We start from the raw sequence: 14,735 nt of genomic DNA, 5'->3' as shown, positions 1-14,735 counted from the left end.
TTTTTGAAATCTTACTATCTTATTTTCCGATAAATTCTTGTGTCCAATAATTTCCATTGGAAATATAACCAACGCCAATATGAGTATAGCTGCTATTCAAAATATTAGCACGATGTCCTGGGCTATTCATCCAACCATTCACTACTTCTTGTGGTGAGCGTTGACCCATTGCAATATTTTCCCCTGCTGAACGGTAGCTGACACCATATTGTTTCATCATATCAAATGGTGATCCATAAGTTGGGCTATTATGATCAAAATAATGATTCGCTGACATATCGCGTGATTTTTCTCTAGCCACTTTACTTAATGTTGCATCTACTTTTAATGGAGCCAGGCCATTTTTCGCTCTTTCTTGGTTCGTTAAATCCACAACTTGTTGTTCAAACTCATTTAATGCATTATTCGATTCGGTTACCTGTTCATTATTTTGTGGTTCTGAAGGTTTTTGAACTGGTTTTGAAGGTTGTTGTTCAGGCTGTTCAACCTTTGGTGGTGTTTGAGTTGTATTTTGTTCCGTATTTTGCTCATTTTTGTTTGTCTCTTGCTTTTGATTTTGATCTTTATGAGTATAGTGATCTTTGTTTGATTGATTCCAATCAAACTTGAAAACATAGTTACACCAATTAGATTGGTTTGATAGATCCCCATTAATATAGAAAACTTTGGCTTGGCTTTGATCGGTTCTTTCAGCTGCATCCGCATTTCCTACAAAAGGAAGCGCCATTAAAGCCGTAGCTGCAACCGTAGATAAAACGACCTTCTTAATTTTCATTTTTAGTTTCTCCTCTCAGAATCTGTTTTTCTCTTGCTCTAGTATAATAACATATGATTTTTTGTAATAATGGAGGAAGATAATCCCATTCGCTCTAATGTATACTTGCAAATATTATTTTCATAGCTTCATTTTTTAAAAGTCTTATAAAAATAATACTTTTACCATTTGAGTCCAGATGACAATCATTTCCATTTCCTCCTTCGTCTAAATAAAATTCCAAAATTTGGGGTAATTTTGCTATTGACAACTTTTAAAACGAGTCGTTTTATGTCTTTTATTACAAAAAAATGTCATATATAACGTTTTAATAATTGGAGGATCGGGATCATTTTCACAAAAATTGGTTAACCTAAATAGAACAGATGATATAAAGGAGGATTTCAATGGCTACCCCGTATTGCTGTCCGAATTGTAAAACCAATCGTTCTCGATTTAATATTATCGAGCAAGTCGTGAATGCTGTTCGCTTAGATCCGCAATCTGGAGAAGTAATGGAAAGTTACAACGAGACCGATCCTGGACCATTCCATGCCAAATATCAAGGTCCTGAAAAAAGGATTCAGTGTGGCTCCTGTGGATTAATCGAAGATGAAAAAACCTTTATCAAATTCGGTGAAAACCAAAGATGAGGTATCCCACTTTTTTAAGACAATACTTTTGTATCACGTATACAAAAAAAGGAAGCTGAACGCTACAACTTGTAGACATTCAACTTCCTTTCTTAAAAGGTAAGAAAGCATAAAAATTGGCTAGTGTTAGGATCTAGCTCCAGGCGCCATCGGCTCGAGGTCAAATAACCTGAGACAATAAAAGTCAAGACCGGACTTTTCTTGTCTCAGAACATTTGCTTGTCGCCGATAGGCGGGCGCTTGCGCTTTTCTTATTTCGAATCTTTTTGTTTTGTATCCTTTGTTAGTACCTCAACGGCTTTTTTCACTTGTGGGTCTTCTTTTGTGAGATGGTCACTCAGTTTCGTCATTAATTTCATTGTTGTATCTCCAGATAGAACTCCAGTCTCCTTCAGTTTTTCATCCTTTTGGAATTTTTGTACGGCCTTCTTCGTTTTATCATCAAAAAAGCCGTCCACTTTTCCTGGGTCATAGCCTAATACCTTCAGCATTTGCTCAGCGGCCTTTACCTCTTCAGATGTTGAGGATACTTTCCATTCCTCATCAGGGCTAATATAAGGAAGATTGGCGTAATCAGGAAGCTTCACCTCATAATCAGGCTGAATTCCCTTTTCATGAATCCAGTTGCCATCAGGTGTTAACCATTTTGCCATCGTGTACTTCACATTCGAGCCATCCGAAAATTCCTTCATCGTCTGGACAGTTCCTTTTCCAAAAGATTTTACACCAATTAAAGGAATATCAGCGGTCTCACTTGCAGCGGCTGCTAGTATTTCGGAAGCACTCGCACTCCCTTCATCAATTAACATTACAGTCGGAACATCTATTTTCTGATCACTTTTAGCAATCGTTTCAGTTACCGCACCATTTCGTTGTTCAACTTGTACTATTTTTTCCCCTTTTGGCACAAAAAGTTCTGATAATGAGATTGCTTGGTCTAACAAGCCACCAGGATTCCTTCTTAAATCTAAGATTAAAGAGGTCATCCCCTTCTTATTCATTTCTTCCAAGGCATCTGCTAATTCTGTATCGGTATGTTCAGAGAAACTAGTAATCTGTATTTTAGCAACACCGTTATCTAACATTTCAGCGTATACTGTGTCAATCGGAATTTCAGCTCTTGTGAGGGAGACTTTAATTTCCTTGTTCTTTTCCCCTCTTAAAATAGTTAAATTGACTTTCGTTCCTTTTTTCCCGCGAATGAGTAGCACAGCCTCATTCGAACTCATCCCTTGGATATTTTTGTCGCCCACCTTGATAATTTTATCATTCGGCTGAATTCCCGCTTTCTCCGCCGGAGAATCCTTGATTGGCGAAACAACGACAATATTTCCATCTCTTTCTTGAATTTCTGCACCTATGCCTTCAAAAGAGGAAGTAATACTCTCCTCAAATTGATCATTTTCTTCTTTTGTCATGTAATCAGAATAAGGATCCCCAAGTGCACCAACCATCCCGTCTATCGCACCATTGATTAAATCTTCTGGGTTAACCTTTTGATAATAGTTCTGTTCTAATTCATCATATGCCTGATAGAGTTTTTTAAATTCCTTTCTTTCTTGAATAATTACATTGGCCGGGCTTTCTCCTCCTAATGACAGAGCTAGTAGTGTCACTCCTGCCGTAGCAAAAACTAAAATAAATATTAGCATGATAAATTTAAATTTTTTTATGCGAATATAACTATTTTGCTCGGGAATATCATTTTTTGTCTGATTTTCATCTTCCAATCTGCTCACCACTTTCATCGTACAAGTAAATTCTAGTATGATCCCTAATTTTTTATGATAACTTCTTCATTTTAACAGTTTTCACTGAAATATGAAAGAAGCGCCTTTTCCCCTTCTATCATATATTTTAAAAAACGATAGTAAAAGCCAGGCCTCCCTTATGGTGGGCCTGGCTTCCTTCACATATTCGTCAAAAATGATTATTTTGTCGCCGTTTTCAGTGCAACGTGAATCATATCATTAAATGTTGTTTGTCTTTCAGCAGATGTTGTAGCTTCCCCTGTCAAAATATGGTCACTAACCGTTAGGATGGATAGAGCTTTTCTCCCATATTTCGCAGCAAGCGTATAAAGAGCTGCCGTTTCCATTTCAATGGCCAAAATTCCATATTTTGCCCATTTTTCATGCTCAGCATTGTCATTATAGAACATGTCTGCTGTGAATACATTTCCCACTTTCACATGTAGGCCTTCATGGATCGTTTGTTCATAAGCTTCTTTCAAAAGATCAAAAGAGGCAGTTGGAGCATAACTCACTCCCCCAAAAGTTAAACGATTCATTTGGGAGTCTGTTGAAGCCGTCATCGCAAGAATAACATCCCGAACCTTAACATCCTTCTGAATCGCGCCACATGTTCCAACACGAATTAAATTTTGCACACCATATTCTTGCATTAGCTCATCAATATAAATCGAGATGGAAGGGACACCCATCCCTGTCCCTTGAACAGATATCTTTTTTCCATTATATGTACCTGTGTAGCCAAACATATTTCTTACTTCATTATAACAAAACACATCTTCTAAATAAGTTTCAGCAATATACTTTGCTCGCAATGGATCTCCTGGTAATAATACCGTGTCCGCTATTTCACCTTTTTTCGCACCGATATGAATACTCATCGCTTTCCCCTCCTATCTATCCTTTATTTTAATTCTTTCCTATCAACCATGCAAATCAAACTGTTTCAAGTGGAGGATAGAGTGGGGAGGACGCCTAAAACGGTTAACTTTCTTCCCATTCTTCATCAATGATCTGTTTGGATATGAGATAATCAAACATAATATCTGCCAGTTCTAAGACTTCATGATTCCCGGGTGTAAAACCCCTTTTCATTAACTCATGATAGATAAATTCTGCGATCTCTTCTGTATCAATATAAACCTCCATTTCGCCCATTCCTTTCGCTCCCTTCTCAATTCCTACAAAGCCTAATCTTGCAGTTAACGATTTTATTTCTCTGACTCTATATATAACTCCCAGACATGATCAAAAAGAGAAACGGTCGGTAAATAGTCTACATGTAATTCTAAATAATTACTAAGCTCATGATAGTCGGATGAATGTTTGGGGAAGCTATGGTCTTGATAGGCGTTATTGGCAAATTGGCTAATTTCATCTTTTGCTTTAGCTTGACGAAATTTCATTAAGAATTGATAAAACGATTTTTTCATTCTGTGGCACCCGCCTTTTCTGGACTTATTCATTTTATCCCGAATTAACTGGCAGTAACCCCCCCACTTCAAGAATTCGTGGGAAAACAAGAATTGTAAGTGTGGGGAGCAACTGAAAGTCAAATTCCCGATTCGTTCGGGCCTGCAGGAAGCAGGTCATAAAGGCGTTGCAACAGGATGTTGCGAATTTAGCCTTTGATCCTTATTTTTTCAGTGGGGGATGAAAAAAACCCCCACTGAATGAAGTTTCACTTTATCAGTATAGCGGATTGTCCCTTATAGGCAAATACCTATTTTAGAAATAAATATTAGTCTATATGTATGCAAACCCGTTCTATTCATGCATCAAAATATGCAGGAAAAATAAGCAGCCTGATCACTAAAAAGTGAAAAGGCTACTTTTCATTTATTTAGGAAAAGCCCAGCAAGCACCGATAATGATTAACAAAATAAATAATACAACAATCAGTGCGAAGCCGTTTCTCACAGGATAGCAATAATCGCCATAGCCATATGCCGGATAGCAACCATCGTAACATCCATCATATCCGCCAGAGTACATAGAAATCCACTCCTCAATTCTTTTATCTTTCGTTTATAGCATATGTATCAACTGGGTGGGCAGTTTGTGTGTTTGCCCATACGATTTAAGAATTTATTATAGTGAGCAGAAAGATAAGCTTGCGCTCAGGTACGAACGGCAAGCTCATGATCATTTTAAACCTATATTAGCTTTATTCAACAGGGACCAGCATTTTCATTACAATGTCATTTTCAGGAAGATTGAATTTTTCCGCCCGTACTTGGATACCATTACTCAATCGCATGCTTTGTAAGGAAACATAAATTTGTTTGTCACTTGGTTGGATTAAAACCCAATCCGGTAGCTTATACGCGTCACGAATAATGTTAAGCACTTGAGTTACAGGAAGCCGAATCCCCCCGAGGGAAAGGGATTTTTGATCAAGTAATAAATCTCCATTCTCTAAAGCATAAGCCTCGAACGTCATTTTTAGTTGGAGTGTACTAGAAAAAACATTTAATTCTCCATATAATTCCACTTCATCCGATAATACGATTGAATATTCAATAGGTCCATTTAAATTCTCTTTTTCAATATAATGGTTGATTAATTCATTTAAATCCTCTTTACCTGTTTGGATGGAAAACTCCGACATCTTTTTCTGATTTTCAGCTTGTGGATCAGGGAGCGGCTGCTCCTCTCCAGCAAGAAAGGTAAACACGGCAATGGCGAAAAAGAAAAGAATATTCACTGTTAAAAGGACAAGAAATAAGATTTTCCAAACATCCTTCTTTTTCATATCATCCTCTACTCCTAACATTTAACCATTTTGAAGAGCTTGTTCTATAATACGATGTTCATTAAAATACATATAAAATCGGTCAGCAATTAATTCATATCCTTTATTATTAGGATGAAAATAATCCTTATATAGGAGATCTTCTTCGAAATTATTAAAGATATCCTCTACAGGAACAAAACTTGTATGTGCAAATTGATCCACTACTTCTGCGCTTGTATCATTCCAACTAGTAATAATTTGATCCATTTCTTTAATATCGGCAAACCATTTCATAAAAGGATTATAAATCCCCATTAAAATAATCTCTGCCTTATTATTATAAGTAGAGATTGTTTGAATAATATTAGTTAATCTCTCACGATAATACTTTTCTTCTTCTAGAAATGTATCCACTTTTAAATGGGTAATATTTTGTTTAAAAACCTTCATTACATCATTTCCACCGATAGTAATAATGATGATGTCTGCATTCTGAATCGCCGTTTTCACTTTAAATTGATCCAATCTTTTTAACAATTGATCTGTCCGATTACCCCGTACTCCCAAATTGATAAAATCAGCCGTTTTTATACTTTTTTGACTTTCAAGTTTTTCTTTTAAATAAGGAATATAGCCACCCGATTCTTTCACATCGCCGACTCCCCGAGTTAAAGAATCCCCGATTGAAACAATAGAAAGATCATGTGGAATAAAATCGGCTGGTGGGGGCTGCTTATATTCATGAGAGAAGAAATGCCTTCTCTGTTCTTGATAGGGGGTTGAACATCCAGAAAGAACAAACATCAAGCAAATGAACAATAGAACAAATCTTTTCATTGATTTAGTAGCCCCCTTAATAAGATGGAGTTTTATTATAACATACGAACATAATGAGCGAACAATCATAAGTTATTATGGAAAAAAGCGATGGATGTTGACTTACGTAGGCAGAGACCGAAATTGTGCTAGCGCTGGTGCTAGAAGGTAAAAAAACGATCTAAATTAGACCGTTCAGATGAAGCCGTATTAATCAAAATAATACATAAAGCCTATGGCTCCGGGACCTGTATGGGTACTAATAACGGGGCTTGGATAATCAATCTCTACTTTGGTAAAGCCTGTGATCTCTTCAATTTTCGCTTTCATTTTCAAACGATAAACATTTCTGGTGTTAAATCTACTCCATCCAAATAAACTTCTCCATCTACGAAAATAGATAATGGAATAAACATGTATATTTAAATATTCGATTTCCTCAACAGTTAAATCAGATGTTGAATCCGTTACAATTTTTATTTTTTTCAATGTTTCACATCCATTATCATTATCTTCATTATACAGGTTTCAGGTCTTAGACGATAGAATAAAAAATTTCCTCATTGAAAATAATAATTGCAATTATCCTTATAAACCACTATGATGAAAAGAGAATGGAGGAATTATGATGGAAACCTCGTTTTATACCGATGGCCAAACCTTCAATTGGAAAGAAGAGCTGGCTAACGCCATTACACACGGAATTGGATTTCTTTTAAGCATTCCTGCCCTTGTTGTTTTAATTGTTTCAGCCGTTCAAAATGGGAATGCCATGCATGTAGTAAGCTTTACGATTTTTGGGATCTCAATGATCTTACTTTATTTGTTTTCCACAATGCTCCACAGCTTCAAACCTTCTAAAGTTAAAAATGTATTTGCCATCCTAGATCATTCGGCCATTTATATTTTAATTGCGGGAACGTGTACACCCCTTACTCTCGTTACTTTAAATGGAACTTTAGGTTGGACCTTGTTTGGAATTATTTGGGGTCTTGCTGTTGCCGGAATCACGTTTAAATGCTTCTTAGTGAATAAATTCAGGGTTTTATCCACAGTATTTTATCTACTGATGGGATGGCTCATTATTATTGCGATTAAACCATTATATACAAGCCTCAGTCCCGCTGGATTTTATATGCTTTTAACAGGCGGAATTTTTTATTCTGTTGGGGCGATCTTTTATATATGGCGCAATTTACCTTATTCCCACGCTATCTGGCATTTATTTGTCATCGCCGGAAGTACTTTTATGTACTTCTGTGTGTTGTTTTATGTTTAGGAAGATTTTGATGAACACAGAAATGGCTTGGGAAAGCTCCCCAAGCCATTTTTTAATACTGTTTTTTTATTTGCGAATATACTTTCTAAACTCATAGTCATAAGGATTTTTTTCATCTTTTTTTCCTAACTGAGTAGACACTAATTGCCAATTCGCCCAATCTAGCTGTGGAAAATATTCATCCCCTTCAAAATGGTGGAATATTTTCGTCACATAAAGTTGAACTACCTCATCCATAAAAAGACGAAATATTTCCGCTCCACCAATCACAAAGATTTCCTCGTCAATCTGTTCCGCCCACTGCAAAAAGGCTTCTTTTGAATGGAAGATCTCACATCCGTTCGCCTGAAAAGAAGGATCTCGCGTTAAAACAAGATTTGTCCGCCTTGGTAACGGTTTTCCGATTGATTCATAGGTTTTTCTTCCCATTACAACCGGATGGCCCATCGTCGTCTCTTTAAAATAATGTAAATCAGCCGGAAGCCGCCAAGGCAGTTGATTATCTCTTCCGATTAATCCATTTTCATCTTCTGCCCACAAAAATGAGATCATACACTGACAACCCCTTTAATGGCTGGGTGTGGATCATACCCTTCAATCGAAAAATCATTATATTTAAATTGAAATAGGTCTTTCACATCAGGGTTTATGACCATACGCGGCAATCGGCGTGGTTCACGTTGCAATTGCCGTTTGATTTGTTCCAGATGATTTAAATAAATATGGGCATCCCCGAGAGTATGAACAAAGTCACCGGGTTGTAAACCTGTTACCTGTGCGATCATCATCGTTAATAACGCATAAGAAGCAATATTAAAAGGTACACCAAGAAATATATCAGCAGATCTTTGATAAAGCTGACATGAAAGCTTCCCGTCAGCCACATAGAACTGAAACAGACAATGACAGGGAGGTAAAGCCATTTTATTTATGTCTCCCACGTTCCAAGCACTCACAATCATTCGGCGCGAATCGGGATTAGTTTTAATTTGTTCGAGGACATCTTTTATTTGGTCAATCGTTCTTCCATCAGCTGCCTCCCAAGAGCGCCATTGCTTCCCATAAATGGGTCCTAACTCGCCTTTTTCATCTGCCCATTCATTCCAAATTCTAACTCCATTTTCTTGTAAATAGCTTACATTCGTATCACCAGCTAAAAACCATAAAAGCTCATGAATAATTGATTTCGTATGAAGCTTCTTTGTCGTCAATAATGGAAATCCTTTTTGTAAGTCAAATCTCATTTGGTGTCCAAAAACACTAATCGTCCCGGTTCCCGTCCGATCCTCCTTTTTCAATCCGTTATCTAAAACTTCCTTACATAAATTCAAATATTGTTCCAAATCATCCACTTCCTAACCCTTTATAACTTTGCAAAATATTGATATGTTTTTGGCGCATTTTGCTTTAAGACTTCTCTTGTTTCAGGAGAGAAAAAGTAATAGGCGAAGCATTCTGCAAAATATTCCTCTTTATAATTTATAAAGTACGAATTCCCTGGAAACATAGAGGCGGCTTCTTGCGACCAAAAAGCGTTTATTTTAGTTGAATGTACTTTATCATTATACACTAAATTCATCAAGGAATGGGCAAGCTCATGATATTCTAAATTAACGGAACCATGTCCTTTTCCTTTTTCACTACTTCCTATTTTTACATAGACAAATTCAGTTCCACCTATTCCAGGAACATCATCCCATACGATCGGTTCTATATAGCCTCTAGGTGTCTTCTCATGAAGATAGGCAACATGATCATTATCTGTTAATTTACCATTAAATAGAATAATTTTTATATCTTTTTGAGCAGCTTTTTGTAAAATGGAGTGTGGCAATTGATCCAACCTATGGATTATTTCTATTGCCCTCTTATGGTTATAAGAGGTTTTAGGAAGAACCACCATCTTTTTAAGTAAAGTATCAGAATGAAGTTGTAAATTTGGATATAAATTGCTTTCAGCTAATAAGATCCCTTGGTATTCAGCACGGGTTTTATCCGAAATAAAAAAAACAGCAAAAAGCAGGACTGGAATAATGAACCATTTTCGCATGTGCATCCCCTACTTCCAATTCTAATCTATGTATCTATCATTATATCATGATTAAATGGAAGAAATAATGGAAAATGAAAGAAAGCAAGCTCGATCAGTGAATATCGAACTTGCTCTCTTATACGGTTTGCCAATGGGGGGGCGTATCTTTACTCCAGTAAATAGTTCCCATTGTATAATGGGTCTGAAATTGATCATGATAGGTATGGTAATGAAAATTAAATTGATACCCTTCTAAAGGCGGCTTTTCTCTTCTAACATGGAATAACATAAGATCCTTCCCTGTTTCTGCATGATAAATATTAAAGATTTTCTCACTAACTCCTCCCCCAGGTTTTTCTGTTATGGCTAGATTCTTAAGTTCTTCCCCAGGATATTGCGCAGCAGTCATTTCAATTGCCCCAATAATATGAGGCATAATCACTTCGTTAAATTCAGATTCAATCACATTTGAAATTTTCGGGCCGAATTTGATCATTGCTTGCTGCTCAGCTTTTCCGATCAAAACATCAATAATTTGATCCTCTTGATCCCTCTCCGCCATGGTGACAGAAAGTTGCATTTCTTCATTAGAGGAACGATTTTGTGACGTTGCATTTGAACTAGAACTACGTTGTAAACTTTTCGGTGATTCTTGATTTTGGGACCAGAAGGCATGGGAAGGGTTGACCATACCAAAGGTAAGGATGGAAACGAGTATTATCAGTGATTTACGAATCCACATTCTCATAGTAAACGAATCCCTTCTAAACTTTTATATTTCTATTTTATACTATTCCAGTTATAATAGGAATAAAAAAATGACAAATTTAGTAAAAATGGTAAAAAAATAATATTCGGTTATAATGAGTGTATCTCAACTCATATAGGGAGGCTATAATTGTGACTAGTGCAATTATTACAATTGGCGCTTTTATTATGATTGCTTATTTTGTCTATTTGGCAATAGCTGATTAAATAACTTTGGGCTAACGGCCCAAAGTTATTTTTCATTTTTCTATTTAGCTATCAAATGAGATATTCTGATAGAGTATTTATTTTATAAATTGAAAGAGCCTGTTTGAAATATCCTTTCAAATAGGCTCTTTTTAAAAAGTTTTATTATCTGTACCAAGATGCTTGCTGATTATACATTTGTGAATAAACTCCCGTGTATTTCATTAATTCATTATGTTTGCCAAACTCTACAACCCTTCCGTTCTCAAATACATATATACAATCGACGTTTTTTGTCCAGCCTAATCTGTGTGAAATAAAAATCGCTGTTTTATTCTGGCAAAGTTCGATTAATTTATGAAATATTTTCACCTCGGAATTCGGGTCAATGGCCGATGTCATTTCATCAAAGATAATCAGCTCCGCATCATGATAGAGTGCTCTAGCGATCGCCAGTTTTTGCCATTGCCCTCCCGATAGTTGCCTTCCTCCCTCCATTACTTGTCCGACAACGACATCTAATCCGCCAAGTTCGTGATACAAATCCATTAATTCGCATATTTTTAATGTTTCTATGATTTTCTGATCGTTATGATGTTCGTTCATATTTCCCAAAGTAATATTTTCCCTTAATGTCAGCTCAAATTTAATAAAACTTTGAAAAACGACAGATATATCGCCAGATAATTCTGGTTTACCATTCCACTGTATTTCACCAGAAGTGGGCTTATATTGGCCTAAAATCAATTTTATTAAGGTAGATTTACCGGCCCCATTTTCTCCGACAATTGCAATTTTTTCCCCCTTTCCAATCTTCATATTAATATCCGAGAGTATATATTTTTCGGCATTCGGATACCTGAAGCATAATTTTGATATTACTATTGGGACTACCGAGTTGGAAATTTCAGTTTTTTGTGTGTTCTCATGCGTTCCCTTGATCCCCTCCCCCCATTTTAAAACTTCATGCAGATCAGACAATTTGTAACTACTCATGTATAATCGGCTTAGCGGCCAAGATAAACTCATCACTTGTCCTCCAACAGATAGTAACGCTAAGAATAGAACAGATATTCCCCCTATTGTCACATTATTGGATGCATTCATTTTACTAAGTAAATAGACTAATACGATAAAGATGGCGGTGGTCTGAATGATCGCAAGAAACATACCTATTTTAATTTCATATTTTCTAGCTCCATGACTCTGATTATATTGCCTTAGTGTAACGTTCCCCCATAAGTCAAGGAAAAAATGAAAGGCGTTATACACTTTTAATTCCCTAAGAACATTTGATTCTAAAAGTGAGTTTGAAAAATATTCACTCATTCTTCCATCAAAGGTGACTTCTTTTCCGACCTTTCTAACTTTCACCTCTGCCATCATCCGTATGATTAAATTGCTTACGATCAAAAGTGAAACAATAAACGTAATAACGAAGTATCCGTTTGTTGCAGCAAGCCATACTACACTGATTAAAGAAGATACCGTACCAACTGTAGCAACCAAAAACCCTGTTATTCCGTCCATGTCTTCACCTACTACGCTCTTTGCCCTTTTTAAAGTATTTCCAAATTCTTTATCATCAAATTTCTTGAAATCAATTTTACTCGCCACGTTCGCAATTTCCGATTGGAACGAATAGGTGATAATAGCATTCATCTTAGACTTCAAGATGTTCGTTACACTACTAGAGAATGATTGAAGAGCATAGATCGAGACATATACCAATATCGGAAACATCGCTAGGTGAAGTAAGTCTTTCCAATCTGAAGTTCCTGAATGATCCGGAATTAAATTGATCAAATTTTTCTGTGCAGAAAAGGTATAAAAGGTTAATAACCCGCTTACCAATGGGATAATAAAGGTAAGCAAGGAAATAATAGGTGTTTTCCTGAAAATTTTTAAAAGGAGTTGGAAAATATTGTATAACTTGAAATTCAATCGTTACACCTCTTCTTTTCTTGGTGCATATAGTGTGGATTGCTGCCTAAACATTTTTTCATACTTTCCTTTAGCATTGATAAGTTCTTTATGTGATCCGCTCTCCACAATCTCACCATTTTCAAACATAAATATTTCATCTACGAATTTTGTAATATAAAGCCGGTGAGTCACAATAATCGACGTTTGCTGGTCACCTAAATTTACAAAGATGTCAAAAGCTTTTTTTTCTGAATTAGGGTCTAAGGATGCCGTCGGTTCGTCAAAAATTGTGAGTGAACTCTTCTTAAGATATGCTCGCCCTATCGCCAGTCTCTGCCATTGCCCACCAGATAAATCCACACCACCAAATTCAGGGCCTAAAAAAGTATCCAATCCTTCAGAAAAGCTATCTGCGTCTGCCTTCTTTAAGGCCCGTAATAAAGCCGCATCATTATTTATCATCGATATATCCCCGATTGCTACATTTTCACGGACGGGTCTAAGCAATTTTATGAAGTCTTGAAATATGACTCTGCTTTCATTTGCAACATTGTGTATTTGCACTTCACCATTTTCATTACACCACTTGATTGTGCCAGAGGTAGGCCTGTATAAACCTAATATCATTTTGACGAGTGTTGTTTTCCCTGACCCATTTTCTCCCACAAAAGCTACACTGCTTCCCGGTTTAATCGTGAAATTTATATTTTTCAACGTATCATGGTTATTGGCTGGATATCTAAATATCAATTGATCTGCCATAATCCCCAGTCCTTTAGACTGAATGAAAGAAGCTTCATCCGGAATTGGTTCTTCTTCCATTGTCAAATAGGAGGAATAATCTTTAAAACGCATAGACAAATGATTAGCTGTGTTTTGTTTATCATGCATAAGAACAATTGGTGTCACTTTTGCATCAACTTGCGCCTCTATTTGTTTTATGGCCCTATTGACATACTGATCGCCTGGTAAGGACCAATCATCGCTGTCAACAGTCCAATCCCACACTTTAAATCCATGGTTGTCTAAAACCTCTCGATATGTTTCAGTTAAATACGGAACGCTGCCATATGGTGTCCGGATCAGATTGGACTTTATTCCTGTAATCTGTTGAAGTGTCTCCTGAGTGGTAACCATTTCTTCAAGAGCATTTTCTTCAGATTTATAAAATTGGTTTTTGTCGTGTGTCACACCATGTAAACCCATAGCTTGACCTTCCTCTGCGATTTTGTTTACAGCCTCTGGTAATTCCTTCATAGCAGGTTCCAGCATAAAAAATGTTGCTTCAGCATCAAATTGGTCTAAGGTATCCAAAATATCGTTTGTCGCTGAAGAAGGACCGTCATCAAATGTTAAGTAGATGGTCTTTTCTTTATCTGGAGAGGCCGGCAAATCATTTGCTTGTGACTTCTTAATTTCCTTCTTTTGGTCACCTGTTGAATCCTTATGTGTCTTAGATGTTTCATCAGGTTTCGACTTTAAATGCTGACCCGTTATAATTGGTTCCACCTGATTGTGTTTACTTTGGCAAGCAAAAAATAATATAACCAAACAGGCAAGTGGAATAAGTAGTCTAAGTTTTCTCATGTAATGACCTCATTTCTATTTTCGAGGTAATTGCGATGTCTCACACCTCAAGTGAGACAAGGGGTTAAGGAGAGACCAGAATTTATTTTCCCCCAAAATGTGACGGTATAATGCACTTTTAAGAGAAGGGAATGGAAAAAATGTCGAAAAACCACCCCAAAAAATAAGAAAACAGATGAAACCTTGCCCTATAAGGTTTAAAATAGTTAGTAACCAAAAAACCATTAAACCGAGGGGGTTCATCTG

At 36.5% G+C, this 14,735-nt stretch carries 16 protein-coding genes and 1 pseudogene; 2 read left to right on the top strand and 15 right to left on the bottom strand.

What is annotated here, in order from left to right; translation table 11 throughout:
• Positions 1-19: 19 nt before the first annotated feature.
• Entirely contained in the window at positions 20-775 is a 756-nt protein-coding gene (locus MUB24_RS09640; protein WP_244703460.1) for a CAP domain-containing protein, read from the bottom strand.
• Between the two features lie 386 nt (positions 776-1,161).
• On the opposite strand from MUB24_RS09640, the gene MUB24_RS09635 reads away from it, so the two are divergent.
• A complete protein-coding gene (locus MUB24_RS09635; protein ID WP_244703459.1) occupies positions 1,162-1,407 on the top strand; it encodes a DNA alkylation repair protein in 246 nt (81 codons plus the stop codon).
• Between the two features lie 251 nt (positions 1,408-1,658).
• Here the strand turns inward: MUB24_RS09635 and MUB24_RS09630 are convergent, their stop codons facing one another.
• The 8 genes and pseudogenes from MUB24_RS09630 to MUB24_RS23470 all read right to left on the bottom strand — a co-directional run.
• Positions 1,659-3,146: a lmo1851 family serine protease gene (locus tag MUB24_RS09630; protein WP_313898439.1), complete on the bottom strand. Its 1,488-nt coding sequence runs from the start codon at positions 3,144-3,146 to the stop codon at positions 1,659-1,661.
• A 191-nt stretch (positions 3,147-3,337) separates the two neighbouring features.
• Positions 3,338-4,039, bottom strand: a complete 702-nt coding sequence (gene deoD / locus MUB24_RS09625) for a purine-nucleoside phosphorylase (protein WP_244703458.1) — start codon at positions 4,037-4,039, stop codon at positions 3,338-3,340.
• 103 nt (positions 4,040-4,142) lie between these two features.
• Complete coding sequence (locus tag MUB24_RS09620) at positions 4,143-4,316, bottom strand: YozD family protein (protein WP_244703457.1); 174 nt, start codon at positions 4,314-4,316, stop codon at positions 4,143-4,145.
• 53 nt (positions 4,317-4,369) lie between these two features.
• A complete protein-coding gene (locus tag MUB24_RS09615; RefSeq protein ID WP_244703456.1) occupies positions 4,370-4,591 on the bottom strand; it encodes a YozE family protein in 222 nt (73 codons plus the stop codon).
• Positions 4,592-4,997: 406 nt separating this feature from the next.
• Positions 4,998-5,153 (bottom strand): YjcZ family sporulation protein, encoded by a 156-nt coding sequence (locus MUB24_RS09610; protein WP_244703454.1) that lies wholly within the window; start codon positions 5,151-5,153, stop codon positions 4,998-5,000.
• Positions 5,154-5,325: 172 nt separating this feature from the next.
• Positions 5,326-5,913 carry a YpmS family protein gene (locus MUB24_RS09605; RefSeq protein ID WP_244703452.1) on the bottom strand — a complete coding sequence of 196 codons (588 nt, stop codon included), beginning with the start codon at positions 5,911-5,913 and terminating at the stop codon, positions 5,326-5,328.
• A gap of 21 nt (positions 5,914-5,934) precedes the next feature.
• On the bottom strand, positions 5,935-6,732 hold the full coding sequence (locus tag MUB24_RS09600) for an SGNH/GDSL hydrolase family protein (protein WP_244703450.1): 798 nt from the start codon (positions 6,730-6,732) through the stop codon (positions 5,935-5,937).
• Between the two features lie 189 nt (positions 6,733-6,921).
• Positions 6,922-7,041, bottom strand: a pseudogene (locus MUB24_RS23470) (fatty acid-binding protein DegV); the annotation flags it as partial.
• Between the two features lie 298 nt (positions 7,042-7,339).
• On the opposite strand from MUB24_RS23470, the gene trhA reads away from it, so the two are divergent.
• On the top strand, positions 7,340-7,990 hold the full coding sequence (trhA, locus tag MUB24_RS09590; protein ID WP_244703447.1) for a PAQR family membrane homeostasis protein TrhA: 651 nt from the start codon (positions 7,340-7,342) through the stop codon (positions 7,988-7,990).
• Positions 7,991-8,056: 66 nt separating this feature from the next.
• Here the strand turns inward: trhA and MUB24_RS09585 are convergent, their stop codons facing one another.
• From MUB24_RS09585 to MUB24_RS09560, 6 genes are all read right to left on the bottom strand, one after another.
• On the bottom strand, positions 8,057-8,542 hold the full coding sequence (locus MUB24_RS09585; RefSeq protein ID WP_244703446.1) for a dihydrofolate reductase: 486 nt from the start codon (positions 8,540-8,542) through the stop codon (positions 8,057-8,059).
• On the bottom strand, positions 8,539-9,333 hold the full coding sequence (locus MUB24_RS09580) for a thymidylate synthase (RefSeq protein WP_244703445.1): 795 nt from the start codon (positions 9,331-9,333) through the stop codon (positions 8,539-8,541). The genes MUB24_RS09585 and MUB24_RS09580 overlap by 4 nt, the downstream gene beginning before the upstream one ends.
• Positions 9,334-9,353: 20 nt before the next feature.
• Positions 9,354-10,040: an anthrax toxin lethal factor-related metalloendopeptidase gene (locus MUB24_RS09575; RefSeq protein WP_244703444.1), complete on the bottom strand. Its 687-nt coding sequence runs from the start codon at positions 10,038-10,040 to the stop codon at positions 9,354-9,356.
• 118 nt (positions 10,041-10,158) lie between these two features.
• Positions 10,159-10,770, bottom strand: coding sequence for a YpjP family protein (locus MUB24_RS09570; RefSeq protein WP_244703443.1), 612 nt, complete (start codon positions 10,768-10,770; stop codon positions 10,159-10,161).
• Between the two features lie 371 nt (positions 10,771-11,141).
• Positions 11,142-11,972 carry an ATP-binding cassette domain-containing protein gene (locus MUB24_RS23820; protein ID WP_483869167.1) on the bottom strand — a complete coding sequence of 277 codons (831 nt, stop codon included), beginning with the start codon at positions 11,970-11,972 and terminating at the stop codon, positions 11,142-11,144.
• Positions 11,973-12,923: 951 nt separating this feature from the next.
• Positions 12,924-14,489 carry a polysaccharide deacetylase family protein gene (locus MUB24_RS09560; RefSeq protein WP_244703440.1) on the bottom strand — a complete coding sequence of 522 codons (1,566 nt, stop codon included), beginning with the start codon at positions 14,487-14,489 and terminating at the stop codon, positions 12,924-12,926.
• Positions 14,490-14,735 lie beyond the last annotated feature (246 nt).

This window comes from Lederbergia sp. NSJ-179 (genome assembly GCF_022867885.1).
Taxonomy (GTDB): Bacteria; Bacillota; Bacilli; order Bacillales; family Bacillaceae_C; genus Lederbergia.
The sequence above is the reverse complement of the archived record's forward strand: the minus strand, read 5'-3'. Positions and strand labels throughout refer to the sequence as shown.